The organism is Pseudomonas sp. LBUM1646 (genome assembly GCF_059716165.1).
On record NZ_CP166810.1, the window covers coordinates 3,408,477 to 3,435,434 of the forward strand.

A 26,958-nucleotide genomic window follows, 5' to 3' on the forward strand; every position below is an offset into this window, starting at 1 on the left:
GTGTGCTCAGGCACTGAACAGCTGGCTGATTTGTTCGGACAATGCGGCTACGTCCTTGGCCAACAGCCAGTCCAGCGTCAGGTAAACACCCACGCAGACCAGCGCAATGAGCGCCAGATAGAGCCAAACGGGAACTTCATGGCGCAGCATCTGCGAGACCTGGTCGGGCAATGCCCAATCCGGCGAGAGCGCCTTGGGCGTCTTGCGGTATCGCGCGATGTCCTGGCCCAGGGTGTTGGCCAGATAACGCAATTGGTCTTTTTGACCGAGGCTGAATTTGCCTTCGAAACCCAGCGCCAGACACAGGTGATAGACCTCAAGCACATCCAGGTTTTGCTTGACGTCACTGCGCAACGAATCGATTTTCTCGAAAAAGCCTTCGCCCGCCAGGTGCACGCCGAAATAGCGGAACTGCAACGGCTGCAGTTCGAAGTGACGACGCAGATCGTTTTCCCCGGAGCGCAACACGCTTTCGTCGAGGAACGCACACAGGGCGTATTGCGTGTCCTTCACCTGCTCAACGCTGTAGTTGGCGTTACGGGCTTCGCGTTCCAGTGTCGAGAAGAAGGCATCGATGCTCGCCTCAAAAGCGGTGACCGAGGTCACTTGACGGCCTTTGCGCACGATCAGCGCCATGCTGATGAAGTCTTGCACCAGGTCTTTCAACACCGGTTTTTCAGTTGCGGCCGCCACGGCGCCTTGCATTACGGCTTCGTTCATTTGAGTACCGCCATCAGTTCAAGCTTGAGATTGGTAAAGGCGCTGGGTGCGTAAAAAGAGATGGCCTGGGCACTCATCATGCGTTCATACACTCGGCCATGCGGCTCGATGGAGAAGTAGTGATTGTCCAGTCGCACCGGAATCGCGTTGGGTAAGCGGGTCGAGTGATTGAGCGTGACGCCGGGCATGGCGCTGTTGACCACGACTTCAATGTCTTCCGGCGAGCCGACCTTGAACGCGCGCGGCACCAGTTCCAGCAGGCTGGAACCGGGCATGTCGGCGTGCACAGAAATATAGAAATCCGCCTCGGCCAGGCGCGGATCGAGCAGCTGTCCCTGCCAGTACGAAGGCTTGGTCTGGGTCAGGTTGATCATCACGCACTGGTTAGGCACGACGTTGTCGAGCAGTACACGAATCATTTCATCGAGCTTGACCAGCGAGGCCGCCGGGTCGTGATGGTCATACTCGGGGATGTCGTTGAGTTGCGTGTCCAGCGAAAACGTCAGCAAGCCGCCCGCGAGTTCCGCCAGAAACAGATACAAGCGCTCGGGGTGCAGGCGCGGGTGGGCGAGCAGGTGCGCCAGGCCCGGGTGCGCACGGTTCACCGTGTTCAACAGCCAGAACAAGGTCACGTCGCTGGAGCCGAACTCGGCAATCTGGTCCGCGCGTTCGCGACGACGACCCGACAGCGCCTTGCTTTTGGATTGCAGCGCGCCGAGCAATCGTTTGCCCAGACCGGTCAGGGTTTCGTGAGTGCCGACATGCAAGGTCGGGTGCACGAAGTGTGCATCGAGGTTGAAGCCGCCGATGTTGTTGCGCGACAGCCGGGCGATCGGGCAGTGGCTGTAGCCATCCAGGTTATCGCCGTCGATCAGCATCACCACGTTCAGGCGCAGGCTGGTGATTTCGTTCTCGAGGTCGCCTTCGTTGAGGTCCGGCAAGGTGTCGAACTGCTTGCGAAACCGCCGTGCGCTTTTTTGTTCCTGGCCGTCTTCGACGTAATTCATGCCGAACGGCTCAGGCAGTTTCAGCGCGGCGTAGACCTTCAGGTCGTTGCCCTTGAGCAAGTCCTTCAAGTCACGCGCTGCCGGCAGCGGGTCATGCTGCGGCGCGTCGTACAGGCTGCCGTCGGGAAACACCAGTTTCAACCGTTTCAGCTGCAAAGAGCCGGTTGCGAGCGCCTCTTCATCGACCTGCAGCATTTGCACACCCCAATGGAAAGGCGTGTTGCGCAGTGTCGACTCTGCCAGCTGATGCTGGTGGAACTCATCCTGATATTGGAAATGTTGTGGCAAAAGGAACATGCCTTCCGACCACATCACCCGGCTTTGCTTACTCATGAACGCCTTCCAATAGAGAGTTTAATTTTGACTCGGTGGCTTTTTGCGCGGAGCTGGTCGCCGTGTCTTCAGCCTGTTGCACGGCCGCGTCCTGCACACGCTGGGTGAGGGTTGGCTTCGCTGACGGGTCGGGCAGGGCAGAGGCTTGGGCGAGCTGCTCCTGAGTCTTGGGTTTGTTCAAAACATCGACACCGTTCACGGCGGAAACGGTGTTGTTGTCCACCAACACCCGCAGGCCATCGGCGGAAAACCAGATGCCATCCTTGCGCAGCGAGTTGGCGTCAAACGCAACCTTCCAGCGGCTGTTTTCATCCGAGCGGAAAAACGCGGCAACGCCGACGTAGCCCGCGGCCTTGTTCAACGGCCACTTGTCGACCTGCCCCATGCCCGGCAGCAAGGTGATTTCACGGTTTTCGAGCAGCGTATTGCCGAGGGCTTTTTGCGGGTCGTCCCACAGCGTGTCGGCGTCGATCGACGAAAAGCGCTCCAGCGACGTCAGCTGATACACGCGAATCACTACGGACAGCGGTTTGCCAGACTCGTCGGGATTGAGCTGATTGCCGCCATCCGACGTCAGGATGACCTTCTCGTTATCGTCGAACAGCATGTCGCCGGCCCATGTATCGTCGACCCGCTTGCTGACACGGTCGGTGACGCCACAGGCCGTCAACGCCATCATCAATGCCACTGCGGTCAGGCATTTTGCCAATGCCGGCTGCGCAGGGCGCTTCCTTGAATGTCTGTTATCCATGATGGCTACCTTTAAATACTCATTCAGCACAGGCTGTAGGCGAAATCGCCGTCGCTGCCCAACGCGATGTTCAAACTCTGGATCGGCTTGTCCTGCGCCATCCGCTCCAGGACCCGTTGCGCCAGTTCCGGCATCAGGGTTTTCGACAGGATGTTGTCGATGTTGCGGGCGCCGCTGTCGACTTCGGTGCAGCGCGAGGCAATGGCTTTGACCAGTGCTTCGTCGTAGCTCAGGACGGCTTGATGGTTGCGCTCGAAACGCTTGCGGATGCGCTCGAGTTTGAGCGCGACGATGCGCTCCAGAATGGCGTCCTTGACCGGGTAGTACGGGACGATGGTCAGGCGGCCGAGGAACGCCGGTTTGAACACCTGGTTCAACTCGTCGCGCAGGCCTTCGACGATGTCTTCCGGCGTCGGTTGCTGCTCGGCATTCAGGCACCACTGCATGATGCGATCGGTGCCGGTGTTGGAGGTGAGGATGATCACGGTGTTGCGGAAGTTGATCTCCCGGCCTTCACCGTCATCCAGCACACCTTTATCGAACACCTGGAAAAACAGTTCGAGCACGTCCGGGTGGGCTTTTTCCACTTCATCCAGCAGCACCACGCTGTAAGGCTTGCGCCGCACGGCTTCGGTCAGCACGCCGCCTTCGCCATAACCGACGTAACCCGGTGGCGAACCCTTAAGGCTCGATACCGTGTGGGCTTCCTGGTACTCGGACATGTTGATGGTGATCAGGTTACGTTCGCCGCCGTACAGGGTGTCGGCCAGGGCCAGCGCGGTTTCGGTCTTGCCGACACCGCTCGGGCCGAGCAACAGGAACACCCCGATCGGCTTGTTCGGGTCTTCCATGCGTGCGCGGGATACCTTGATGCGCTTGCCGATTTCCTGCAGGGCGTGATCTTGTCCGAGTACCCGTTCGCCCAGCAGCGCGGGCAGGCGCTGGACGGTGTCGATTTCATCACGGAGCATTTTGCCCAACGGGATGCCGGTCCAACCGGAGATCACTTCGCCAATGGTCCCGCCGTCGACCAACGCATGCACCAGCGGTTGTTCACCCTGGACGCTGGTCAGCTCGGCGCGTACCGCTGCAATCTCGCGGGCATCAGGTGTCTGGTTGTCCGGATGGCTGAGCGCGCCGAGTTTTTCCACCAGTTCCAGTTCGCGTTGCCACTGTTGCTCCAATGCATCGCGGGTTTGCTGTTGCGCCAGTAACTCGGTGTCGAGGATCGCCAGGCGCCGGGCATGGTCGCTGCCTTTGGCGGCTTCTTGCTGCAGCACCGAGATTTCAGCTTGAAGGTTGTCGATGGTTCTTTTGCAGTCTTCCAGCGGCCCCGGCTGCGACGATTGGCCGAGGGCAACCCGCGCGCAGGCGGTGTCCAATACGCTGACGGCCTTGTCTGGCAACTGGCGCCCGGTGATGTAGCGATTGGACAAACGCACGGCTTGCACCAGCGCTTCGTCCATCACCGTGACTTTGTGGTGATCCTGCATCTTGGCCAGCAGACCGCGCAGCATGTGGATCGCCTTGTCTTCGTCCGGCTCTTCGACCTTCACCACCTGGAAGCGACGTGCCAGGGCGGCATCTTTCTCGAAGTACTTCTTGTACTCGGCCCACGTGGTCGCCGCGATGGTGCGCAATTCGCCTCGGGCCAAGGCTGGCTTGAGCAGGTTGGCTGCATCATTTTGCCCGGCCTGGCCACCGGAGCCGATCAGGGTGTGGGCTTCGTCGATGAACAGGATGATCGGGTGCAGGCTGCGCTTGGTTTCTTCGATGACCGACTTGAGGCGGCTTTCAAACTCGCCTTTCACCCCGGCACCGGCCTGGAGCAAGCCCAGGTCCAGGGTGTGGATGGCCACGTCTTTAAGCACCGACGGCACATCTCCCTGGATGATGCGCAGCGCCAGGCCTTCAACCACGGCGGTTTTACCGACGCCGGCTTCACCGGTCAGGATCGGGTTGTTCTGGCGCCGACGGGTGAGGATGTCGACCATCTGCCGAACCTCGAACTCACGTCCCAGCACTGGATCAATCCGGCCTTCGCGCGCACTTTGCGTCAGGTTGATGGTGTATTGATCGAGAGCCGGGGTCTTGCCGTTGCCTTTAACCGTACTGCGCACAGCGACGTCCGCACCCGCCAACGGCTTGGCTTGCTGCGATTCGGCGCTGCCTTCGACCAGCGCGCCGAGGTTGACCCGCAGGTCGTCGGCATTGATTTTTTCCAGCTCGGGGGCGGACGCGATCACTACCCGGCGCAGCTCGTTGTCATCCAGCAATGCTTGCAACAGATAACCGGTGCGAATCTGCCCTTGCCCGAACTCGATAGAGGCCAGCACCCAGGCTTGCTCGATCATTCGCGTAATGTGCGGCGACAGTGCAGGCGTGCGGGTGTTGCCTTTTTTGAAGGTCCCCAGTGCGGTCACCAACTGAGCCTGCAGGCGATCCGGCACCACATCGTAGTGACGCAGAATGGCCGGCAGGTCGTTGTCGTTGCTGTCGAGCAACTGCAATAACAGGTGCTCGATCTCGACGTCGTAATGCTGTTCCGACAGGCACAAGGCCGCAGCACTTTCGGTGGCGGTGCGGCTGGTGTCGTTCAGTTTGGCAAACAGGGACTTCAGGTTCACAGGGAGACCCCATCAAAAGGAATGTGGAAGAGGGCACAACGGGAAGGTTCCACGTCGACACCAGGACGTTTGAGCCAGCCTTGCCAGCCCAGTGCAACGTTGCCCTGGCGACCGAGGCGGGACACCGGGACTGCTTCGGGTTTGAGCCGGGGCGACAACTGGAAGTCCAGCTCGGCGCCGACGTAGAACCGCACCAGCTCCACCAGTTTCTGGTAGTCGACGGTGCCTGGCTGGAAGCGCTGATAGTCGACCAGGTCCAGCGGACCCAGCTCGATGCGCACGCACGATTGGTAATCCCAGACCCGGTTACCGGCGACTGCGCTTTGCCCGAGCACGGCGTTTTTGCGGCCCAATTGCGTGCATTGGCTGGCGTCGAGTTTCAGCCAGCGTCCGGCAAATGGCTTGACCTTGAATGGCAGCGAAAAATAGAAGGACAGCATCACTTCAAGGTTCAGCGAGTTACGCGGCTTCTGGGCAAACAGGCCGGAGAAATAGCTGAACAATTCGCGCCGCAGCGGTGAGCCTTGCTTGTCGAATTTCTGCTTCTGCGCCTCAGGCCCGAAACCCACCAGGTTGAGCAGGTAGCGATCGAAATCCGAGGTGCCGTTGCGTTCGTATTCGATGTAGAACTTGTATTTTTGCCAGGCCTCGTAGAACAGCGTGGTCATGCGATGCGAGAACATATCGAGGAAGGCGTGGGCTGCATCATCGCGGTGCTGGATATGCCGCTCGATCAACAACTCGGTGTAGGGACGCGGCAACACGCCGGACGGCCCGACCAGCCCCATGAACGTGACTTGCACTTCAGACAGGGGCAAACCTGCCGCGGACACCTTGCCTTCACGCTCAAACTGCAAGTCGCTGACTTCACTCGCAGGGAAGTTCAGCGACAGCTGCGAGCGAAAACGCAAAGGGTCTTCGTGCGGTCGAGTGTCCAGGTCCATGCGCCCGGTTCTGCTGTAATGCAGGCGGAGCAAACGCACCAATTGGAAAAACTCGAATCGGTGCGGCTCAGCCCGTGCCTGATCGATCAGACCAGGGGTTGATCGCCGGTTCGCGGTGGCCATTGGACGACTCTCTTTTCGCGCTGCAAGGTGCGAAGGGTTAATTGGGTAAAACTGTTCATGGTGCAGTACTGGCCAAAGAAGTGATCGAGCACCATGCCGAACAAAAACACACCGCTGCCGGTGTATTGGCTTTCATCGAAATTGAGGGTGATGCCGACGCCTCGGACAAAGTTCGGACGCGGATGGCCGATGCGTGCCACCACCGGCTCGCTGCTGACCGAGACAATGCCGTTGATCTGTTTGCGCAGCGCCGACACGTTGCGGTAGTTGTAGAGCGACAGCAACTCCAGCAGCACTTCGCGCCCCTGGGACACCAGCGACATGTGGTTGAGCGAGAGGTGCGAAATCAGCCGCCAGATCACCCCGTTACCCAACGGCACGCGCGCGGTTGCGGTGGGTTTGCGCAAGCAGCGGATGTCCTGGATCACCGAGTTGCCGGGGATGTTGAAGTCTCCGCGCTCACCGCCGAACGGCAGCATCAACGGCAGGTCACGATTGCTGCAGGTCAGGCGCAGGCTCAAGGTGTCGTTGCTGGAGTTGATCAACTCCAGTTCGCGATCCACCACCCGGATAAACACGTCCGAGCCATCACGCTGGCGCGACTGCACCGGCCGACGTCGTGCGATCCAGAAGCTCTGGCCGGGACCTTGATCGCCACGCGGTTCGAAGAATGGATGACAGGTGCCGACCTGATCGACACCGCCGACTTTGCGCACCCGACGCACACGATCGATCGATACCACTTCCGCCGAGCCTTGCAGGCGCACATCCGGCGTCACGGCATACTCGTGCTGGGCGTGGGTCAACTTGATCGGCTCTGCCTGTTGGCGGAACAGATTGATGATCGGCGTGCAGTTGAGCTTGAAGTTATTGCGCCCGATGTTCTGCGTCAGGCGCGCCAGGCGATCGCTCAGGTCGTAGTCGGAAAAGTAGAAGTTGATCTCGATTTTCTCGAGGTTCTGGCCCGCTAACAGCCGCGCAAAACCCGACAGGTCGAAGAACATGAACTTGTCCGGGAAGGTGAAGTACTCGTGCAGCAAGCGATAACCCAGGAACGAGCGCTCCGAATAATCCACCAAGCCTTCATCGCGACCATAACCGACGGCTTTCAGCGCGTTCGCTGGCAGCGTGATCTCGCGGGTTCGCCCCTCATCCTCGAACGACAACGTAGCCTTGGCCAGGTTGTTGAACAGCAGCTCATAGAGCTGCAGCATCAGGGTGCTTTCGCCGTCGAGGAAAAAACGCAGGCTGTCCAGTTCCATCTTGCCGAACAACACATCGGAGGTCGCCGTCAAGCCGATGCGCAGGCGCGCGACCAAGTCAGCGCTATGACCGTTGAACGCTGAGCGTTCCATTTCAATGAACGACGCTTGATGCACTGCCACCGGCCACAGTTCAACCGGGTAGCAAGTGCGGAATTTGCACACCACGCCATCAATCGGGTTGGCGCTGAGTTCGGTGTGGCGGGCGACGCGGAAGGCTTCGGTGACCTTTTCCTGCTTGCCCAGGTTGAACTCGACGATCGACATCGACGGGGTAGGGCGCAGGTAATGCGGGTACAACACTTCGAGAAACGACTCGACGATTTCCGGCAGCTCATCGTCGAGTTTTTTGTGCACGCGGGCCGACAGGAACGAGAACGCTTCGATCAAGCGCTCGGTATGCGGGTCTTCGCAGTTATCGCCCTCGATGAGCAACCGCGAAGCAATCTTCGGGTACTGGCTCGCGAACTCCTGCCCTAAAAAGCGCAGGTGCGACAGTTCCTTTTCGTAATAGGGCAGCAGATCGTCGAGCATCAGTTGAGGTTCTGCACTTTGTATTCCTGGGTGTTGACCTGCAGCACCGCGTCGAAGGAAACCTGACGGGTGATGTCCTGCAGGCGCAGTACTGCGTCCACGCGGAAGGTCAGCATGCGTTGGCCGGTTTGTTGGGCGAGCAGTTGGACTTTTACGCTGCGAAACCGTCGATCGCCGACGGTGATCGCTTTCTCCAGTTGTCGTTGAATCAACAGGCGGTCTTGTGGATCAAGCACGCTGCGACTGGTGAAATCCGGCATGCCGTAGTCGAGGATGGTTCCGCTCAAATTGACGAAACCCTCCAGCTCGTTGGCGACCAGGGACTGGCGCGTGTTGACCAGCACCTCCAGGTCACGAACGATGCTGGCCTTGTAATCGGCCAGCGAACACAAGCGTTGCGATGAGGCTTCCATGGATTGATGCGGATGATCGTCCAGCAATCGATCCAGCAACGATGGCAACAGCTTGTGTTGACTACTCATATAGCCTCCCTGGCAATGGTGTGGATCAACCGCGAGTCGATTGCGGCAATTCCGCGACCAGGCGCAACGAAGCGGTCAGCTCGTCCAGTTGGTAATGCGGACGCAGGTACGTCACGGCCTTGTACACACCTGGTTTGCCGGGAACCTCGAACACTTCGGCCCGCGCTTCGCGCAACGGGAACTTGGCCTTGGCTTCCTGGCTGGCGGTGTCATCCAGCAGCACATAGCTCGACAGCCACTTGTTGAGGAACATCTCGACGTCCTTGCGGGACGCGAAGCTGCCGATCTTGTCGCGCATGATCGCCTTCATGTAGTGCGCGATGCGCGACGTGGCGAAGATGTACTGCAGCTGCGCGGAAAGCCGGGCGTTGGCGTTGGCGATGTCGGTGTTGTAGTGCTTCTGTTTCTGCGCCGACTGAGTGCCGAAGAACGCGGCGTAGTCGGTGCCTTTGCAGTGCACCAGCGGAATGAAGCCAAGGTCCGACAGCTCTTTTTCACGACGGTCGGTGATGGCGATTTCGGTCGGGCACTTGAGGGCGATTTCGCCGTCATCGGTTTTGAACGTGTGCGTCGGCAGGCCTTCCACCAGACCGCCACCCTCGACACCGCGAATCGCCACGCACCAGCCGTAACGCGAGAACGCGTCGGTGACCCGAGTGCCCAGCGCGTAGGCGGCGTTCATCCACAGGTACTTGTTGTGGTCGCGGCCATCGACGCTTTCCACGAAGTTGAATTCTTCAACTGGCGTGGTATCCGGGCCATAAGGCAGGCGACCCAGCACGTGCGGCAACGTCAGACCGACATAACGCGAGTCTTCGGAGGCGCGGAACGACTTCCACTTGGCGTATTCGACGGTGTCGAAGATCTTCGCCAGGTCCCGTGGGCCGGACATGTCGGTAAACGAATCCCAGCCGAACAGCTCAGGCGAAGCCGCCGAGATAAACGGTGCATGGGCCGCGGCGGCGACATGGGAAATCTCTTCGAGCAGGTACATGTCTTCGGGGCTGCGATTGAACTCGTAATCACCCAGCAACATGCCGAACGGTGCACCACCGAAGGTGCCGTATTCTTCTTCGTAGATCTTTTTGAACAGCGCGCTCTGGTCGAATTCGGAGGCGGACTTGAGGTCGCGCACCAGGTCTTTCTTCGACGCATTGAGCAGGTGAATCTTCAGCGTGGTGCTGGTTTCGGTCTGGTCCACCTGATACTTCAGGCCACGCCACGACGCTTCCAGTTGCTGGAACTCGCGAGCATGCATGATTTCGTTCATCTGCTCGGAGAGCATCGCGTCGATTTCGGCGATGCGCGCATCGAGCACGGCAATCAGGTCCTTGCTCGGCGTCATTTCGCCTTCGAGCACCTGGCTGACCAGTTCGCCGATCAAATCACGTGTGCGGGTGCGCTCAGTCTCGGAGCGCGCCACACGGCTTTGCGAAATGATGCTGTCGAGCAGCGAGGATTGCGGGGCGAAGTTTTCCACTTCAACCAGATCGCCGTCCTGTTGAGTCACGGTTTGCTTATCGTTCATCTTCAGGCTCCTACTCTTTGCCATCGGTGGCTGGAACAGCGGCTTCACGGCCGAATTCCTTGCCCAGCGTTTTCAACTTTTCGGTGTTCTGCAACACGTCCATGAGCAGCTCTTCGAGCTTGTCGTTGCCGCCCATTTTGTTGCGCAGATCAGCCAGCTTGTTGCGCACTTCCAGCAGCTTGCGCAGCGGCTCGACCTGCTTCACCACATTCTGCGGCTCGAAGTCTTCGAGGGCGTTGAAGTTGAGCTCGACGCCCAACTGCGTGCCGTTCCTGACCAGCGTGTTGTCGACCCGATAACTCAGGCGCGGCTTGATGCCCTTGAGCACGCCGTTGAAGTTGTCGCGGTCGATGAAAATGAACTTGCGGTCTTTGAGCTTCGGCAGCGGCTCCAGCGGGTTGCCGGAGAAATCGCCCAGCACACCGACGACAAAGGGCAGCTCTTTCTTTTCCTGAGCGTCACCGATATCCACGTCGTAGGTGATATGGACCCGAGGCGCGCGAACGCGGTCGAGTTTGTGCTGGGTACTTTCCTTCTTCGCCATCGTGATCTCCTGTGCGAACAATTCGCTGCAAGTCGTTTGCGTTCCGGCCAACGGGTGGCCGGGCGCGTTACATTCCTTCGATCGTCAGCAGAAGGCGCTGACGGATTTCATCGTTCATTTCAATAATGTTTTCGTGCCCCACCAACTCTTCGAAGCTGGTATTGCCGGCGATCTGCGTGCTGCTGCGGATAACCGATTCGTCCGGCAATTGGGAGCGCACCGGTGAGCCGATGACGCAAAAGGGCAGGTCGCCAAAGTCTTTGAGGCGTTCGAAACTGAGGGGGAAGCGCAGGCCGCCAAACAGTCGACCCAAACCGGGTGACTGGCTCAAGCAGTAGAACAACACCAGGTAGTGCACGACGAAGCGGTACAGCTCGGCGCTGCTGCGATTGGGGTCTTTGATGACTGTGCGAAAGCGCGCCAGGTCGAAAGAGTTGAAGCCCACCACCCAGCGCACGGGGCTGGTGATGCGAATGGTCTGGCCGCTTTGCGAGAGCACCTTGTCGTACTCCAGCGGAAACAATTCCGGTGTCGTACCGATCAGGTTGAGAGGCACTTCCAGTTCATTGACCAGCTGAAAGGGCGCTGCCGACCCGATGCGGTCATAGAGTTCCTTGAACTCCTTGAAGTGGTGCTGGGTTTCGCGGCCGCTGCTGCGTTGCGCGCCTTGCAGGTATTCACCGAAAAACGTCTGCGGACGGATCAGCAATGCGAGGGTCGACAGATAGTCCGAAGCCTGCGCCTTGAGCGCATCGGAAATCGCCCGGGTCTGGCTTCGCAGTTTGATCAGTGCTTCAACGTCAAACGTCTGAGTCATTTGTACATCGTCCTTGAGCACTTCCCGATTACTTGCCGTCAATTGGCAGGCAATGAAGAGCGACTGATTTCTCGATTGGACACCTGATCTCAGAGCGCTTTTGCTGATGTGTTTTCATCGCAAATGCACTTTGACAGGATTGTCTGAAAGCACGGTACTGGCATAAAGATATTGAGTAGCCAGCAGTGACGTATATGGCAACGCGTACGGTAGGAAAGTTCCTACAAGAAAGGATTTTTTCTCGTTTTTGATACATGCCGCAATGATGTCTGCTTGCCATTAGACGATGGATCTGACTGACAGAAACCTCTGAAACCCAGCAGGTTCAATGGCTTGAGAAGGATTATGGATCCAATTTTTCAATAAAATTAAATTGAAAAAAGGTGAACCGGTTCACCAAATACAGGTTTATTTAGCGCTGGTAAAAATCTGAACGGAGGGAAGTGAGGCTTATTGCGCGTGGAAGTGATGGCAACGCGGAGTATTTGGAATAAGGAAAGGTTTATCTCGCCGTTCTGTTTGTAGGACGGCTTTGTGGGGTTACATAGGGCTGGCATCGCTGCATAACGCGTTCTGTGCAATGACGTCCCAAGGAACTTTCGCGGCGGCTGTGCAAATGCGCAAAAGCCTCGGGCGTCTGTTAATTGGATTTTGCTCTCGCTAAGGACAGTAGAGCGACGCATTTATTGGGCCTGTGCCTCATGAAAAGTTTGAAACTCATTGCCGTCCTCATTCTCCTGCCGCTTTGCCTTGGTTTGTTCGGGATCCGGGAACTGGAACTCAGCAATGAGGCCGGCCTGGAATTCGTCCGGACCAGCGCCGAGCTGGTCGATCTTCGTCCCCGGCTCGAAGCGCTTGTTGCCGTTCTCGTTGCGCATGCTCATGCGAGCGAGCAAGACCGCATTGCTGCTGACCCCCGATCACTTCGTTTTCGCCAACCTCAAGCAGCCGCTGCCGATCCAGCACGTCGCCGATTTCGGCCTGCGAGTGGGGCAGGGGTGCATTTGAACCTGTTGCTTGGAGACGACGTGCCCATGCCAGAACTGGCCTCGCGCTCGTTCTTTGCCCCTGATGTGAAGCTCGACAAGAAAAAACGCTGGGTCCAGTTGCAGCTGATGCAGTTCTGTCGCGACGACAAAAAACTCAAGGAGAAGGAGTTGGCGGAACTGATTGGTACGTACCTGAACGCAGGGACGGCGCGGTATTTGTTGCAGCAGCGGTTTGAGCAGGCGTAACGGAGGGGCGCTGGCAGGCGCTGAGGTTGTCAGCCATCGAGTGAGCGGCGTTCTATTTTTCGAAAGCAGTAACGCTGACAGTGCCATTGTGCAAATCGACCGAGTAGCTGAGGCCATTCCAGTTACCAGCCATCAACGCCCCATTTTTGCCGCAGTAGGGATTCATGTAGGGCTTGTCGACTTCCGTGTCATGGGGGCTTTCTTCGATTTGCCAGAGCAGTTCACCGTGCATCGACAGTGCGATGCCACATTTCGGTCATCGCTTTACCTCTAGCGTTATCAGTGAAGTCGCAATAATGCTATGTACGAGGAAGACTTTCTGGCGGCAGCCCATTAGGCAGCTGAATCTTTAAGCCCTGTGCAATCTGATCGCCAATGTAGAAGGCAATTCCCAGTGCATTGGCAAGCTCAGGGTCGTCGGCTTCAAACTCTTTGCTGGCCCAGGCACCGATAGTCAATTGGTGCAGCCTCGCTTTGTCTTTTTCAATGCCCTGCAACACGTTTTTGATGAATTGCAATTGGATTAACGAGCTTGAGTAGATCTGGAATTCTGGGCACCCGTTGTATCTCAGGGCGGTGATTGCTATCGCATTGTCGATGTAATCCAGGGCAGTTATTGGTGTTTTCAGAAGGTGGTCCCTTCCGGCTCCAGCGGTTTGATAGCTACGTGACGGCACGTAATAATCAAACATTTGAACCTGCTCTCTGGTCAAGTCATCGTCCCGATAATAATCAACGTATTTTCTATCGCTAAGGAATTGTTCCGATTGTGGTCCATGAGTCAGTAGCGAAATAATGGCTACGCATTGCATGAGCCAATAGATTTCAAACGAGGATTCAGTGCCTCGACAATAACCAAGATTTTCCCCTTGCTTGTACAAGTCAGCAGCCAGTTGGCTGGCTGTATCGCGGTTTATCGTCGTCTCTGATGTCAAACCGGCCGGTTCATTCGCTATGACGAATACCCGATAGCGCTGCAATAGGAGGGCATCCACAAGCGTCAGGTCCGGGCAGGCGGGGGGTATTAGCGTGACAAATATCTCCGCTTCACGATTGATCGGTAGCCAAGACAAGTTTCTCTCCACTTGGGAAGGTGCCTTGGCCAACTCGGTCAAGGGGGCTTCATCAACAAACTGCTCGGTGGGGGTGGGAGGAAAACCAGTCTTTTGCCTGAAAACAGCTTTCAAATGATGCAGTAGTTTTGACATGGGAAAGCCTTCAGCGGTCCAATCAACGTTATTTATCCATATACCTGCCTCTATCTACATATTAAATAGCCGACCCTCTGTTAGTTCCAGGTTTCTCAATTAGCAACTCGTCCAGTTCTCTGCGGCGGCATTTCATAGCGAAATCCACTGCGACATCGATGTCTTTTTGAAAAAGCTCGAAGCTTGCGCGATCTATTTCGTAATATTCCTCGTAGTCAACCATGCCGTTGCTAACCGGAATCGACACGTAAAAGCGGCCTGTAGTCTCTTCGACTCCCAAGGAGAACATGTGTTTACGGCTTGTGAAAGCGTCACTGAATTTCATCGTATTCTTGATTCCGATTTCCTAGCCGGCTTTTCTCGCGACAGCAGAGCTGCCGTTTTCAGGACGATCGTGTCCACCTTGTTTTCTGATTTTCAGTGTCGCTTCATCGATTTCCATAAATCACTTCGTCCATGTCGTCATGGAGTGGGGCGCTTTCGAATAACTGTTGCGCCAGGTTTTGTATATGTTCTGACCACGCTATCGTTTTGACCCATTCTTCGGGCATTCCCGTCACCCCGTACAGCGCCCCGGCTATCTGGCCGGCCGTAGCTGCCACGCTGTCGGCATCATCCGCCAGATTGGCAGCCAGCAGGATCGCATCCTTGAAGTTGTCCGTGTTCCAGACTGCCCACAGAGCTGCTTCCAGCGTATCGATGACGTAACCGGAGGAACGTATTTGATCGCGGGTTTTTTGTTTGTATTCGCCAGCGTTGATAATCAAGGGGCGGGGATACAAAGCACGAACCATTGGCGACAAGGTTTCTTCTTTGTCCGCCCCATTGAGGGCCAAGTGCAGTTGAGCGCCCAGCAGTTCGCAGCAATTTACCGCCTCTACAGCCCGGTGAGTGCAACGGCTTTGCGCCGCGCTTTCTCGCCAAGTGCCGGACAAAGAGTGGCGGCGGAAGATGGCGGTGGGTGCCAGTCTGATGATTGTTCCATTGCCAGCTGTGGAGGGGTGATCGTTGCCGTACCAGTCAACACCATGGGCCAGTAGTCCTTCCAGTGCGGTGCGAGTGGCATTGCCAATGTCAAAACATTTTCCGTTATGGCTGTTTTCGCCATTTTTATACCAGCGACAAAGCCGTTGTGTGTAATCGAGGAAATCGAAATTATTGTTTGCTACGTAAGTGTCTGCGAGGGCCAGCGCCATGCTTGTATCGTCAGTCCATTCTCCCGGTTTTAGCTTGAAGGGGCCACCTCCGACCATGTCATTAACATGCTCTCGATCACGGGGCAGAAACTCCAGCGTTGTACCCACGGCATCGCCGATCGCTAGCCCTAATAGGCAACCCTTTGCTCGGTCCAGCGCCTGTTCTTCAGTGAGGGTGCAAGGCTTGGAAGAGAGCCAGCCAGGCTTCTTGTTTGCCAACTTGGGGGCGTCCGGCTGCAACATGAAATCCATGCGTTGACGCAGTTGAGGGGATGGAGGTGGGAGGAGATGGTCGTAGCGCTCAGTGTATTTGGAGAGCGCTTCGTTTGAGCTTCTTAAATCGATCATGGGCTCTCTCCCGTTTGGTGTGCTCTCAAAGATACTTTCATTCTGGGCAACTTGGGCGTCTTCGTGAAGATTTCAGCTTCGATCAAACGTATCCCATAACACCTTTCGAATTGCGTCCAGCCGCGCGTTATCTACGACTCGTTGCTCAACGGTATCCCTATCAATATAGACGTCAGAGAATCCTGATTTGGTTCCTGCCATTGTTCTATACATGGATGTTGCTTCGCGCCACTCGTTACTGTCCGACAAAGAATCTTCAGAAAGAATTCGAATTATTGCATTTATACCAGAATCAAAATTTCTACAGCGTTCTTTGTGAAAGATTTCTTTGAGCTCAATCAGCAGTGTTATGCAATGTGAGTTTGTCATGATTTTCTATTCGCCCAAAGAGTGCTGACTTCACTTCATGTTTACTCATTTTTTCTTTGAAGAGTTTATAGGCTTCCCATGCCGTCTACCTGAATACGCACTTTCTGATTGCCGATCATTTTCCAAGGCCCGCTATTTACGGTCTGACTTTCTTCATGATTTCTTCTATCATTTTAAGCGTGTCCGAGCCACGGCCGTCGATAAGTTCAACATAAAAGTTGCTGTAAGCATCCGAAAGCTCCCGATACTTCCGAAGGTTTGACTCATCCATGATGCGATGGCCTGGTATATCCCTTGCTTCAATTTGGGTGTTGATTTCACCGCGCTCAGCTGCGGATATCAAATATTGCATTTGTTCGTACAAAGTCAGCGCTGCCGGTTCTTTTTCTTTATACGAATCAAGTTGTTTTCGCAATTCCATTGCGGTCTGTTTCAACGCTAGCATATCCATGCTAATTCCTGGTTTTCGATTTCGCCGATGAGGTTTGCTGCAGACCACTCTTGCCGATTAGGCACTAGATACTGAGCCGTCTCTCCTGTTCTCGTGATACTACCCCCGCCATGGCGGAAACAGGATTGCTTCAAACCGATCTCTCCCTGATGTGTGATTGCGGCTGCAAATTTGGCGGCCGCTAATGCTGACTGATCATCCGTGAGTGCGCGTTCGCGCTGTTGTCAGTCAGGCTTCAAACCGCTGTTCTTCTTCTCTTCCATCTGCGCCTTGAGTCGGCGCAGCGTCGGCGATTCTCCGCCGGTCAGTTCGATTTTGAACTCGGCAAATGCATGCTCGAGCTCGGCGTACTGCTGCAGCCCTTCTTCGGTGAGCAGGTAACGTCCTGGGATATCCCTCCACTCCATTGGAGCCCGAATCTGGCCACGTTCCGCCAGGATCAGCAACGGTTCCAGCTCCACGGCCAGTTTTGCGGCGGCAGGGTCTTTTGCTTTGAGCGCGTCAATGGCTGCCCGTAGCTTCTGTGTCTTTTCTTTCAGTAGTTCAATATTCATACGGGGCTCTAGTTGGAGGTCGTGCCGATCAATTTTGGCACTCCCCACTCGGCACGGTTAGGTGTCAGGTATTGGAAGGCTTCGCCAGTGCGCTGGATCGCGCCGCTCAATTCTGTCGTAGGGGCGACTTTACTGACAAATACTTCGGTTGGCTTCAAAGGCGCCATCTCGAAGATGGAATAGCGGGGTGCCTCGCTGCCCAAAGGCAAGCCGAACGAGTCGGCCAGCGTTCGCCCGGAACTGGTGGCTGCCTGCAGTTCCTCGTGGGTTGTGAAGAAAGGCGAGTAGGGGGAAACGCTCTGGCCTTCAGGCACAATCTTGATCAGGGGCGAATTGATCAACCGGACTTCTGGAATCGTCGAGCCTGATGCCACCTGGTCAAACGCTCGGGAGTAAATGGTGGTGGCGTCGGCATCCGGCGCCGCGGCTTGCAGCTTGCCCAACAGTTTCTCCCCGTCCGTAGTGTTCAGGAAGCTTTCGATTTGCTCGTTCGACAAGCCCTTGGTCTTGAAGGTCTGGACCTTCTTGATCTGGTCTTCCACGGACACGAAATCGGGATCCTGCTTGGCGTAGTACTCGCGCATAGTCTCCGGTTCAGCCTTCGCCAGTGGCGTCGGCTCCTTCACCTGCAACTCAGGCTGAGCCAGCAACTTCTGCTCATTGCGCGCCAGCCAGCCTGCCAACTGCTTGTTCGATATCTCGGCTTGCAGCTTCGCGCTGCGCGTCGCGATGCTTTCCATGCTGCCCGCGACGCCCGCTTTTATCTGGCCCCGAGTCAGGTAGGTGACGATGGCAGTGAGCAGCAACAGCACCAGTTGTTCTTGCCCGCGAGCCAGTTGTCGCGCTGCGCGTTCGATACGTTCCTGTACCAATGCGGCAGAACCACCAGTAGGGTCCAGGCCGGCAGGTTTGACGCCTTCTTCCGAATGCCAGGCTGTGGCGATGCCTTCTTGCAATGTAGACAGGCAGGCGGGTAGACCCTGGTAAAAATATTCGGCAATGGCCGACAAACCCAGGCCCATGAGAATCAGGTTGCCCACTTGCAAGCCGATACCGGCCCCGGCGGCAGCTCCGGGTGCGGCACCGATACCAAATGCGAAAGCACCCGCAGCGCCCCCGGCGATGGTGCCGACCGCGACGCTACCGCCGAGAATCATCGAAACTTCTTTGACCAGTTGCAGCAGCACAGGGAGGATCTGCTCGATTTCGATCGAGGCCCACTTGCGCTTGAGGTCCATCTGAATGATCGGGTAGGAGAGCGTCATGGCGCGAGTCACCGCATCGATCCGGTGCCCGCCCATGTAGCCATAGACTTGACTCGAACCGTTACTGACGCGCCGGGTAAAGCCGTTCCAGTTGTCGTGAGCGCTTTGCAAGCCCTCATTGACGCCCTGGTTCAGCTCGCTGAATTTCTGATCGAGATTTCGTTCGACGTCGGCCCAGCTGGGCACATTCGCTAAAAGATCCATTTACACATCACTGCCCTTGGGTGGAAGAAGCTTCCCTGTCGCTACGTTTTAAGTGTCGGATATTCGACTCTATGCGTGAGCCGCAGTACTGGCCATTAGCCGCAGTCTAGACCGCACTACGGATAATAAAATTCAATGTGGATCCCATTTTTATTATTCACGTTACGCTCGGCAATGATGTCAATGAGGCACTAGTTGCTTTTTTAATGGCACCTAATTCCCGTTGCTCGTTGATATACAGGCGTTTCTGCCGCGCTGAATGGGCTCATAAATATTTTTTAAACTTTCCTGATGGACGAGTTCGCGTCTGGAGATCGCTGTGCAAGGCCGGTTCCGGGTTGACACGGTGCAGGGTGAAGGTGTTTCCTTTGCCGCTTTCGAAGTGCCGTTATGCCGCTGAGACTGTGACCGTTCTCTCAATTTTGCGTGGTTAGTGGCACTTTCGCACTGCTCCGCGGTCGCAGTACCAGACTTTGAATCCCGTTTTCAGAAATCTTCTACGGTCTCAATAGCATGACGGGTAAAAGTTTGTAGGCAGTTTCATACAAAGTTTCGGGTGTTTAGGTCTGCCATCTCACAAGGCGGCGGGTTGTTTCCCTGATCCATGATGTTGCAATCGGGTTTTGACCCTCTTGTCAGATTCGTTATGCGCAGTGGCTGGCGAGGACGGTAGCGTTCTCCACTGCTTTCAAGGAGATACACATGTTGATGGACCTTGCCGCGATGCTTTCGCCGCAGAATCGGCGCCTGTTCAAATTCACGAACCTTGCCAATCCCGACCAGCAATTATTGCTTGAGTCCTTCAAGGGAACTGAAGGTCTGTCACGTGCCTATAACTTCGAATTGCTGCTGGTGTGCCAGGATTCGGAGGTTGAGCTCAAGTCGATGATGGGCCAGCACGTGGTGCTGGAGATCGAGCTGGCCGAGGCGGGCCCACGGTATCTGTCGGGTTACCTGACACGCTTCGCCAGTATCGGCAGCGACGGCGGCATGGCCCGCTACACCGCGACGCTGAACCCCTGGTTCTCGATGCTGAAAAACCGTTTCGACACCCGCATCTTCCAGGGCTGCACCGTCGAAGACGTAGTGACTCAGGTGTTCGCCTTATGCACCGCGTTTTCCCGACATGAATTCCGCCTGAGCAAGCCGCTCAAAAAGTACACCTACATCACCCAATACCGCGAAACCGACTTCAACTTCGTCCAGCGCCTGCTGGAAGAAGAGGGGATGTTCTACTACTTCGAGCACACTGCCGAAGGCCACGTCATGATCATCTGCGACGACTCCACCACGCTGGTGCCGTTGCCCGAGCAGCCACAGATTCGCTATCACACCGCTTCGGTCACCGAGACCGCGGACTCCATTACCCAATGGAGCGGCAACCGCCAATTGCAGTCCGGAAAGATCGCTGTCCAGACCTTCGATTACCGCCAGCCGACCAATCGCTTGCCGGTCACCATGAAGAGCCTGAACAAGCAGGGCGATGTCGAAGACTTCGAGATCTACGACTTCCCCGGCCAGTACACCCACGGCACTTACGACGAAGGCGAGGCGCTGGTCCGGTTGCGCGTTGAAGCGCTGGAGCTGAAAGGCAAAAGCTTTCAAGGCGCGAGCAACTGCCGCGCGATGAAACCCGGCTACACCTTCGAACTGCTGCAGCATTACGACCACGATCAAGGCTCGGCCGATGATCGCCAGTTTCTGCTGATGAGCGTCGAAAGCGAAGGCCACAACAACTACCTCAACGGGTACCCGGCGAGTTACTACAACACCTTCTCCTGCGTGCGCAAAAAGATCGTGTTCCGCCCTCAACTGACCACACCGCGCCCGACCATTTCCGGCCCGCAGACCGCCATCGTTGTCGGCCCGCCGGGCGAGGAAATCTTCACCGACGAACTCGGCCGCGTGAAAGTGCAGTTCCACTGGGACCGCAAAGGCGAGCACAACGACAAGAGTTCGTGCTGGGTCCGCGTGGCCCAATCCGGAGCCAGCGGCGGCTTCGGCAGCATTCTCATTCCCCGGGTCGGCGATGAAGTTGTCGTGGTCTTTCTGGACGGCAACCCTGATCGTCCGTTGATCATGGGCAGCCTCTACAACAGCCAGAACACGCCGCCGTGGTCGCTGCCGGCGAACAAGACGCAGAGCGGGTTTTTGACGCGGTCGATGAAGGGCGATGGCGGTACGGCGAACTTTTTCCGCTTTGAAGACAAGGCGGGGGCCGAGCAGGTCATCGTGCATGCCGAGCGCAACATGGACACCGAGATCGAGGTCGATGAGATCCACAGCGTCGGCAGCAATCGCACGATCACCGTCGGCGGCACGCACACCGAAACGATCAAGAAAGACACGGTGATGAATGTCCAGGAAGGCTCGTTGACGATTCAGGTCGACAACCAGTTCATTCAGGTCAATGCCAAGCGGCACATCATTCTTCAGGTGGGCAGTAGCAGTATCAAACTGACACCCGACGGAATCGAAATAAAGGGTGATGCCATCGATATTCTTGGCAAGAAGACCTATGTCCACGGTGATCGTGTCGATATCAACAAGTGAGAAACCAGACCATGGTCAGGACGAGTATTTACGACCGTATTTCCGAAAAGCGACTCGCGGCCGAGGCGCTCGCGCGCCTGCAGTTGCAGGAAGCAGTCGACGCTCCGCCCGCTGTCATCGAGCCAGAGCCGGTAGAGGTTGTCTCACTTCAGCTTGCCCGGAATGAATTGACAGTTGCAGGACTGAATCTGGTAATGCCGCAGGGGCTCAACTTCCGCGACATCAACACCACGCTGGAAAAGCATGGCCATCCCGTCACGTTCAGCGTGAAGCGTCGTCCTGCGCCTGAGGGGCTGACGCTGCAACGCTCGGTTGAGTTGTATGTGGAGAACCTGCGCAAAAACCATTCCGACGTCACTATCGTGCGCCAGAGCAATCGCCTGTTAGCGGGTAGCCCGGCGATTGCATTGGATTATGTATTTACTGCCGGGCAAGAACGTCGTCACGGCAGAGCGACCAGTGCGGTTATCAATTCGGTCGATGGAAACGAACGCCAGTGGTTCAGCATCTCGACGATGATCAATCCCGCTCACGCAGAGCTTGCCGATTGGCTGATCGATTTCGACGCCATGCTCGACGCTATTGCTGGCAACTGAACATTTCCCTTTTACGTATTTACGGAACACACCTCCGATGGACTATCAGCTTCAGGAAGGATCTATTGTACTGCCGGAAGGTTTTCAGGACCGCACGGTCAATATGTTTGTGCTCGGCAACAGCATTCCGGCTCCGCTGAACATCACGATCTCGCGCGACAACATGCTGCCGGCCGAGGATCTGAAAACGTACATCGAGCGTCAGGTGAAACTCATTGCCGCCAAACTGCGCGGTTACACCTTGCTCAGCAAGAAGGCTGCCACGTTATCCAGCGAGCATCCGCGCTCTGGCATCCAGGTGGATGCTTACTACATGAACGACGGTAGTCCGGTGTATCAACGTCAGGCGGCTTTCGAGATCGAGCAGGGTCGCATTCTCGTGTTTTCAACGACGAGCCAGGCTGATTTCAGCGCCACTCAAAATGAGAACTGGCTGCAACTGCTGACAAGCTTCCAACCACGCCAGGACACCGCGCCCACTGACATCGAACAGGAGTAACCCATGTTCGAAGCAGCGCGTTGGGGCGACGAAATTGAACACACCAGTGCTCTTGGCGGATTTCTCGCGGGCGCAGTGATTGGGCTTGCGATTGCGACCGCTGCCGCTTTCATGATTTGTACCGCGGGGCTCGGCGGCATTCTGTTGGGTGTTGCCATAGGTCTGGGTGCCAGCTTCCTCCCGATGATTGGCGAGAGCATGGGGTCTGCACGAAGTTCGCCTGCCGGAGGGATAAAGCTGGAAGGTTGCTCTACGGACGTGTTCATCAACAGCCGTAATGCGGCCCATGCGACTTTGAGTCAAGGCACGTGTGATAAACACCCGGCGCCGGTGATAGTTGCCGAAGGTTCTTCCAACGTATTCATCAACAACGTGGCGGCTTCGCGCAAGGGCGACAAACTGACTTGTGGGTCGAAGATATCGAGTGGCTCGAATAACGTGTTCATTGGTGGCGGGACAGAGCGCTATCTCGACGTAGACGAAGAGATACCGGGCTGGCTTCGCGTCACTGTCGATGTGCTGATGATCGTCGCGTCGATGGGCCGTGCGATAGGTCCGATTTTGAAGCTTGGGCTGGCACAGGGACTAAAAGCAGCCGGTCCTTGCGCATTGAAGTTTGGGGCAACCGTTGCAGGCAGCTATCTGGCCGGTCGATTTGTAATCGGGCCAGCGGTCGAGCGCGCAATCGGCGGTTTAAGCGGAAACCCAGTGGATCTTACAACCGGGCGCAAACTGTTGCTCGAATCGGGTGAAACCGACTTCAGCCTCCCGGGCCTGATGCCCATCGAATGGTCACGTTTCTATGCCAGCGACCTGACCGTCGACAGCGTGCTCGGCAGGGGTTGGGTCTTGCCTTGGGAACAAAGCCTGCGCAGAAGTGGCAGCTTCGTCTACCTCACCGATAACCAGGGGCGCAGTGTGCCCTTTGTTGATGTCGAGCCAGGCGATCGCATCTACAACCCTTATGAACAACTGCATCTGGTTCGCACCGAGGGCGGTCACTACCTGCTGCAAACCCTCGACAACATCTTCTTCTACTTCGGCGAAGTACCGGACGACAACGTCCCCGTACCGCTGCAACGCATCGAAAACGCCCTCGGCCATTTCCTGCATTTCACCCATACGGTCGAAGGCACGCTCACCGACATCAGCGCCACCGGCGGCGTACGTGTTCACCTGCACTACGACAACCCGTTGGGTCGCCTGACCGAAGTCAAACGCGTCGTCGACAACCAGGCCGTCGAAACCCTGGTGCAGTATCGTTACGACGATAATGGCCAGCTCATCGAGGTGATCAATCGCAATAACGATTCGGTCCGCCGCTTCAGCTACGCCGACGGCGTCATGGCCAGCCACAGTAATGCCCTGGGTCTGAGCTGCCATTACCGCTGGCAAACCATTGATGACCAACCCCGTGTGGTGGAGCACTGGACCAGCGACGGCGAACACTATCACTTGCGCTACGACTTCAAGCAGCGCACTTCCTGGGCCACTGACGCGCTGGGACGTGAGCTGGAAATTCACTACAACGAAGATCGTCGCGTCATCGCCAGTCGTGATGTCGGCGGTGAACGCTACGGCATCGACCTTGATGAGGCTGGCAACATGACCGGCCTGACGCTGCCCGACGGCAATCAGTTGGCGTTCAAGTACGATGACTTTTCCCGTTTGATCGAAGAAACCGACCCGCTGGGCCGCAAGATCAAATACAAGTACCACCTCAGCACCACGCTGGTCACCGAGACCACCTTCCTCGACGGCAGCACCTGGAAAGCCCGCTACGACGCCAAGGGCAACCTCATCACCGAAGTCGACGCGCTGGGCAACAAAACCGAATACCTCAACAGCGACGACGGTCTGCCGCACACCATCATCGACGCCACGCACAAGTCAAAATACCTGTGGTGGAACACCCTGGCCCAGGTCGAACGTTTCCAGGATTGCTCGGGTAAAAACACCTACTACCGTTTCGACGAACGCCATCACCTGATCGCCGTCACCGATGCCCTGAACCAGACCACCACCCTGGAACGCAAACCCGACGGCGAAGTGCTGCGCATCCAGCACCCGGACGGCAGCGCCGAGTCGTTTACCTACAACGCCCTCGGCCAGGTGCTGACGCACACCGACGGCAAAGGCCAGACCACGCGCCTGCTGCGCACCGCCCGAGGTCTGCCAAGCAGCCGCCAGGACGCCAAAGGCCAGCGCATCCGCTATGAATACGACCAGGCCATTCGCCTGACCGCGCTGGTCAACGAAAACAACGCGGCCTACCAGTTTGCTTACGATGCGTCCGATCGCCTGATCGAAGAAAAACGCATCGACAACCTGACCCGTCGATTCAGCTACAACATCGGCGGGCACCTGACGCGTGTCGACGAAATCGGCTACGGCGAACGCGCCGAACGGCCACAACGTCAGACCGAATTCGAACGCGATTCCATCGGCCGACTGCTGGCCAAACTCAACGCCGATGCCCGTCAGGATTACACCTACGACGACGCGGACCGTTTGCTGTCCATCGAACGCCTGCCCACCGCCCACGGCAAGAAGCTCGGCGTCAGCGAAGAGAAACTCGATTTCTCCTACGACCTGCTGGGCCGCCTGATCAAAGAGACCACACCGCAAGGCGCCTTGTCCTACGACTACGATCCGCTGAGCAACCTGACCACGCTGACCCTGCCCACCGGTCAACACCTGAACCACCTGTACTACGGCAGCGGCCACCTGCACCAACTCAACCTCGACGGCCAGCTCATCAGCGACCTGGAACGCGACGACCTGCACCGCGAAGTCCTGCGCACCCAAGGCCAGCTCACCAGCTGCTTCGGCTACGACGCCATGGGCCGCAAGGCCTGGCAGTTCGCCTCGACCCTGCCGGCGGAAAAACTCTCGCAACTCCACAACCCCGGCATCCAGCCCGAGCTGCTGGTGGAGCACGCCTACAACCCGATCCACCGCCGTCACCAATACGACCCCGCCGGCGAACTCACCCGTACCCTCGACAAGCTGCGTGGTGAGATCAAGTACGAGTACGAGGCCAACGGTCAGCTGCACAGCCGTGACACCGGCAAGTTGGTGGACAGTGAAGAGTTCAGGTACGACGCGGCGGCGAACCGGTTGAACTTCAACACCAGCCAGTTTGATCATGTGAGGGACAACCGGATCAAGCAGTGGCGGGATCAGGAATATACCTACGATGCGTGGGGCAACCTGATTGAAAAACGCAGTGGGATGAGCCGGCTGCAGACGTTCAGTTATGACGGTGAGAATCGGCTGGTCAAGGCCGAGACGCTGGTGAATGGCAAGCTGGAAAGCAGCGGTGCCTATCGCTATGACAGTTTGGGACGGCGTGTGGCCAAGGTGTCAGTGGTCAACGGGGTCACCGAGCAGAAGCATTTTCTGTGGCAAGGCTTGCGTATGTTGCGCGAGGAAACGCCGGGGCAAAGCAGCCTGTACCTCTACGAGCCGGGCAGTTATGCGCCGTTGGCGCGGGTGGACCAGGCGGAGGGCGGGGAGCAGAAACTCTACTACTTCCACACCGACCAGATTGGTACGCCGCTGGAGATGACGGACCGCGAGGGGCGGATTGTCTGGCAGGCGACGTACAAGGCGTGGGGCTCGGTAGAAAAACTGGAAGTGAACGAGGTCGAACAGAATCTGCGGTTTCAGGGGCAGTATTTCGACGACGAGACGGGGCTGCACTACAATACGTTTCGGTATTACGATCCGGGTGTGGGGCGGTTTGTCACTCAGGATCCTATTGGGCTTGATGGGGGATTTAATCTCTATAAATATGCTCCCAACCCATTAGGTTGGTTAGACCCATTGGGATTGCTGACTTATAACACCATGCCGGGCATATCAGGCTTTCAAAAGCATCACATTATTCCACAGCAGTTAGCAGATCATGGGGCTCTGAAGGCAGCGGGAATGAATATCCATAAAACATCAAACATTATATATCTCCCAACGCAAGCCGAATACCACCCTACGAGGACCATTCATAAAGGGTCGCATGCTCAATACTCCGCCGCAGTTGAACAAAAACTTGATCTGCTTCACGACTATGGGCAGAAAAACGGATGGTCTAAGGCTGATTATAATAAGGCTGTTAATAGTGTTATTGCTGATGAACGTAAAGGCCTGCGCACTGGCAAGACAATACTCAACAAAAATTCTGTAAGAGGGGCGGCATGTGGATAAAATTTTTATAGTAAAAATTTCTGAATCTTATCCGGAAAGTTATTGGTTCAAGTGTAAGGTAATAACTGGTCAAGACCCAATTATCTTAAAAAAAGGTGAGGAGGTTGAGGGTGAGTGGAAGGTTGAGTTTCATTTGAATAAGAGACTGAGTATCGAAAAAATCATCAATTACGATTTCTTTTTTAGTGATGGGCCTAATTTTATCAGTCCCAGGCTTCACGAGCTCATGGTTGGGGCTGAGGTGTCAGGTGTTCAATATATTGATGCGGATTTATATATCAACGGAAAGAAGTATGAAGGATACAAAGTCATCAACTTCACAAAGCGAATTCCAGCGTTTGACGAAAAAAAATCTAAAAGCGAGCCGCTTTTGAGCTATATTCCTGAAGGTCCACAAAAATATACTGAAATCGTGTTGCGAACCGATTTGGTTGTGGAATTTGATATGTTTCGTGCGGCGGAAGATTTTACAACTATGCTGGCGATAAATCGGATCAAGATATTGTTTGAGTCAAATAATGTAGTCGGGCTGCAGTTTAATGATCATGTTTAGATGCTTTTTATAGGCTGATGATTAGCAGGTTTTACAAAAGGTTCTTTAG

The 26,958-nt window shown here is 56.3% G+C and carries 23 protein-coding genes and 1 pseudogene; 6 read left to right on the forward strand and 18 right to left on the reverse strand.

What is annotated here, in order from left to right:
- Positions 1-6 precede the first annotated feature (6 nt).
- From icmH to ACA071_RS15760, 11 genes are all read right to left on the reverse strand, one after another.
- Positions 7-720 carry a type IVB secretion system protein IcmH/DotU gene (icmH, locus tag ACA071_RS15710; RefSeq protein WP_169374122.1) on the reverse strand — a complete coding sequence of 238 codons (714 nt, stop codon included), beginning with the start codon at positions 718-720 and terminating at the stop codon, positions 7-9.
- Positions 717-2,060, reverse strand: a complete 1,344-nt coding sequence (gene tssK, locus ACA071_RS15715) for a type VI secretion system baseplate subunit TssK (protein ID WP_149658798.1) — start codon at positions 2,058-2,060, stop codon at positions 717-719. The genes icmH and tssK overlap by 4 nt, the downstream gene beginning before the upstream one ends.
- Positions 2,053-2,811: a type VI secretion system lipoprotein TssJ gene (gene tssJ, locus ACA071_RS15720; RefSeq protein WP_497645195.1), complete on the reverse strand. Its 759-nt coding sequence runs from the start codon at positions 2,809-2,811 to the stop codon at positions 2,053-2,055. Before tssJ ends, tssK begins: the two co-directional genes overlap by 8 nt.
- Before the next feature lie 23 nt (positions 2,812-2,834).
- Positions 2,835-5,438: a type VI secretion system ATPase TssH gene (gene tssH, locus ACA071_RS15725; protein WP_497645196.1), complete on the reverse strand. Its 2,604-nt coding sequence runs from the start codon at positions 5,436-5,438 to the stop codon at positions 2,835-2,837.
- On the reverse strand, positions 5,435-6,505 hold the full coding sequence (gene tssG / locus ACA071_RS15730) for a type VI secretion system baseplate subunit TssG (RefSeq protein ID WP_497645197.1): 1,071 nt from the start codon (positions 6,503-6,505) through the stop codon (positions 5,435-5,437). The genes tssH and tssG overlap by 4 nt, the downstream gene beginning before the upstream one ends.
- Positions 6,469-8,301 (reverse strand): type VI secretion system baseplate subunit TssF, encoded by a 1,833-nt coding sequence (gene tssF / locus ACA071_RS15735; RefSeq protein WP_497645198.1) that lies wholly within the window; start codon positions 8,299-8,301, stop codon positions 6,469-6,471. Before tssF ends, tssG begins: the two co-directional genes overlap by 37 nt.
- A complete protein-coding gene (gene tssE, locus ACA071_RS15740) occupies positions 8,301-8,783 on the reverse strand; it encodes a type VI secretion system baseplate subunit TssE (protein WP_059404745.1) in 483 nt (160 codons plus the stop codon). The genes tssF and tssE overlap by 1 nt, the downstream gene beginning before the upstream one ends.
- Positions 8,784-8,808: 25 nt before the next feature.
- Positions 8,809-10,311 (reverse strand): type VI secretion system contractile sheath large subunit, encoded by a 1,503-nt coding sequence (tssC, locus tag ACA071_RS15745; protein WP_059404744.1) that lies wholly within the window; start codon positions 10,309-10,311, stop codon positions 8,809-8,811.
- A gap of 10 nt (positions 10,312-10,321) precedes the next feature.
- Positions 10,322-10,855 (reverse strand): type VI secretion system contractile sheath small subunit, encoded by a 534-nt coding sequence (tssB, locus tag ACA071_RS15750; RefSeq protein WP_497645199.1) that lies wholly within the window; start codon positions 10,853-10,855, stop codon positions 10,322-10,324.
- 67 nt (positions 10,856-10,922) lie between these two features.
- Positions 10,923-11,672 (reverse strand): hypothetical protein, encoded by a 750-nt coding sequence (locus tag ACA071_RS15755; RefSeq protein WP_497645200.1) that lies wholly within the window; start codon positions 11,670-11,672, stop codon positions 10,923-10,925.
- 683 nt (positions 11,673-12,355) lie between these two features.
- Positions 12,356-12,550, reverse strand: coding sequence for a hypothetical protein (locus ACA071_RS15760; protein ID WP_497645201.1), 195 nt, complete (start codon positions 12,548-12,550; stop codon positions 12,356-12,358).
- Here ACA071_RS15760 and ACA071_RS15765 point away from each other — a divergent pair.
- A pseudogene (locus ACA071_RS15765) lies at positions 12,528-12,907 on the forward strand (M48 family metallopeptidase); the annotation flags it as partial. The gene ACA071_RS15760 and the pseudogene ACA071_RS15765 overlap by 23 nt on opposite strands.
- 52 nt (positions 12,908-12,959) lie before the next feature.
- Here the strand turns inward: ACA071_RS15765 and ACA071_RS15770 are convergent.
- The 7 genes from ACA071_RS15770 to ACA071_RS15800 all read right to left on the reverse strand — a co-directional run bounded on the left by ACA071_RS15770 (position 12,960) and on the right by ACA071_RS15800 (position 18,502).
- Positions 12,960-13,139 (reverse strand): DUF7957 family protein, encoded by a 180-nt coding sequence (locus ACA071_RS15770; RefSeq protein WP_497645202.1) that lies wholly within the window; start codon positions 13,137-13,139, stop codon positions 12,960-12,962.
- Between the two features lie 67 nt (positions 13,140-13,206).
- The gene (locus ACA071_RS15775) at positions 13,207-14,115 is read right to left on the reverse strand and encodes an immunity protein Tsi6 family protein (protein WP_497645203.1); all 909 of its coding nucleotides are present in this window, start codon (positions 14,113-14,115) and stop codon (positions 13,207-13,209) included.
- Between the two features lie 61 nt (positions 14,116-14,176).
- The gene (locus tag ACA071_RS15780) at positions 14,177-14,440 is read right to left on the reverse strand and encodes a hypothetical protein (RefSeq protein ID WP_497645204.1); all 264 of its coding nucleotides are present in this window, start codon (positions 14,438-14,440) and stop codon (positions 14,177-14,179) included.
- 103 nt (positions 14,441-14,543) lie between these two features.
- Positions 14,544-15,659, reverse strand: a complete 1,116-nt coding sequence (tri1, locus tag ACA071_RS15785) for an ADP-ribosylarginine hydrolase Tri1 (protein ID WP_497645205.1) — start codon at positions 15,657-15,659, stop codon at positions 14,544-14,546.
- Positions 15,660-16,164: 505 nt separating this feature from the next.
- Entirely contained in the window at positions 16,165-16,479 is a 315-nt protein-coding gene (locus ACA071_RS15790) for a hypothetical protein (RefSeq protein WP_497645206.1), read from the reverse strand.
- A gap of 224 nt (positions 16,480-16,703) precedes the next feature.
- Positions 16,704-17,033, reverse strand: a complete 330-nt coding sequence (locus ACA071_RS15795) for a hypothetical protein (protein ID WP_497645207.1) — start codon at positions 17,031-17,033, stop codon at positions 16,704-16,706.
- An 8-nt stretch (positions 17,034-17,041) separates the two neighbouring features.
- Entirely contained in the window at positions 17,042-18,502 is a 1,461-nt protein-coding gene (locus ACA071_RS15800) for a DUF6861 domain-containing protein (protein WP_497645208.1), read from the reverse strand.
- A 702-nt stretch (positions 18,503-19,204) separates the two neighbouring features.
- Here ACA071_RS15800 and ACA071_RS15805 point away from each other — a divergent pair.
- The 5 genes from ACA071_RS15805 to ACA071_RS15825 are packed head-to-tail and all read left to right on the forward strand — an operon-like array spanning position 19,205 to position 26,909.
- Entirely contained in the window at positions 19,205-21,055 is a 1,851-nt protein-coding gene (locus tag ACA071_RS15805) for a type VI secretion system Vgr family protein (protein WP_497645209.1), read from the forward strand.
- Positions 21,056-21,066: 11 nt separating this feature from the next.
- Entirely contained in the window at positions 21,067-21,651 is a 585-nt protein-coding gene (locus ACA071_RS15810; protein ID WP_169374132.1) for a hypothetical protein, read from the forward strand.
- A gap of 37 nt (positions 21,652-21,688) precedes the next feature.
- Positions 21,689-22,150: a DcrB-related protein gene (locus ACA071_RS15815; protein WP_169374133.1), complete on the forward strand. Its 462-nt coding sequence runs from the start codon at positions 21,689-21,691 to the stop codon at positions 22,148-22,150.
- A 3-nt stretch (positions 22,151-22,153) separates the two neighbouring features.
- Positions 22,154-26,356 carry an RHS repeat-associated core domain-containing protein gene (locus ACA071_RS15820; protein WP_497645210.1) on the forward strand — a complete coding sequence of 1,401 codons (4,203 nt, stop codon included), beginning with the start codon at positions 22,154-22,156 and terminating at the stop codon, positions 26,354-26,356.
- Positions 26,349-26,909 (forward strand): imm11 family protein, encoded by a 561-nt coding sequence (locus ACA071_RS15825; protein WP_497645211.1) that lies wholly within the window; start codon positions 26,349-26,351, stop codon positions 26,907-26,909. The genes ACA071_RS15820 and ACA071_RS15825 overlap by 8 nt, the downstream gene beginning before the upstream one ends.
- The last annotated feature ends 49 nt before the right edge of the window (positions 26,910-26,958 follow it).